This window comes from Leyella stercorea (assembly GCF_021531355.1).
Lineage (GTDB): Bacteria > Bacteroidota > Bacteroidia > Bacteroidales > Bacteroidaceae > Prevotella.
On sequence record NZ_JADYTS010000165.1, the window covers coordinates 1 to 1143 of the forward strand.

Genomic DNA, 1143 nt, shown 5'->3' on the forward strand with positions numbered 1-1143 from the left:
GTAAAAGATATTTTACAATGTAGAGTTTGATCCTGGCTCAGGATGAACGCTAGCTACAGGCTTAACACATGCAAGTCGAGGGGCAGCATGACGGAAGCTTGCTTTCGTTGATGGCGACCGGCGCACGGGTGAGTAACGCGTATCCAACCTGCCCTTGTCCATCGGATAACCCGTCGAAAGGCGGACTAACACGATATGCAGTTCTCAGCAGGCATCTAACGAGAACGAAATGTGAAGGAGAAGGATGGGGATGCGTCTGATTAGCTTGTTGGCGGGGTAACGGCCCACCAAGGCGACGATCAGTAGGGGTTCTGAGAGGAAGGTCCCCCACATTGGAACTGAGACACGGTCCAAACTCCTACGGGAGGCAGCAGTGAGGAATATTGGTCAATGGGCGAGAGCCTGAACCAGCCAAGTAGCGTGCAGGATGACGGCCCTATGGGTTGTAAACTGCTTTTATACGGGGATAAAGTGAGCCACGTGTGGCTTATTGCAGGTACCGTATGAATAAGGACCGGCTAATTCCGTGCCAGCAGCCGCGGTAATACGGAAGGTCCGGGCGTTATCCGGATTTATTGGGTTTAAAGGGAGCGTAGGCCGTCTGTTAAGCGTGTTGTGAAATGTCGGGGCTCAACCTGGGCATTGCAGCGCGAACTGGCAGACTTGAGTGCACGGGAAGTAGGCGGAATTCGTCGTGTAGCGGTGAAATGCTTAGATATGACGAAGAACTCCGATTGCGAAGGCAGCCTGCTGTAGTGCAACTGACGCTGAAGCTCGAAAGCGTGGGTATCGAACAGGATTAGATACCCTGGTAGTCCACGCGGTAAACGATGGATGCTCGCTGTTTGCGTCTGACGTAAGCGGCCAAGCGAAAGCGTTAAGCATCCCACCTGGGGAGTACGCCGGCAACGGTGAAACTCAAAGGAATTGACGGGGGCCCGCACAAGCGGAGGAACATGTGGTTTAATTCGATGATACGCGAGGAACCTTACCCGGGCTTGAACTGCCGGCGAACGATTCAGAGATGATGAGGCCCTTCGGGGCGCCGGTGGAGGTGCTGCATGGTTGTCGTCAGCTCGTGCCGTGAGGTGTCGGCTTAAGTGCCATAACGAGCGCAACCCCTGTTCTCAGTTGCCATCGGGT

1 rRNA gene is annotated in these 1143 nt (G+C 54.4%); it reads left to right on the forward strand.

The window, feature by feature from the left end:
• Nucleotides 1–14: 14 nt before the first annotated feature.
• Nucleotides 15–1143 (forward strand): 16S ribosomal RNA (locus I6E38_RS14825); the annotation flags it as partial.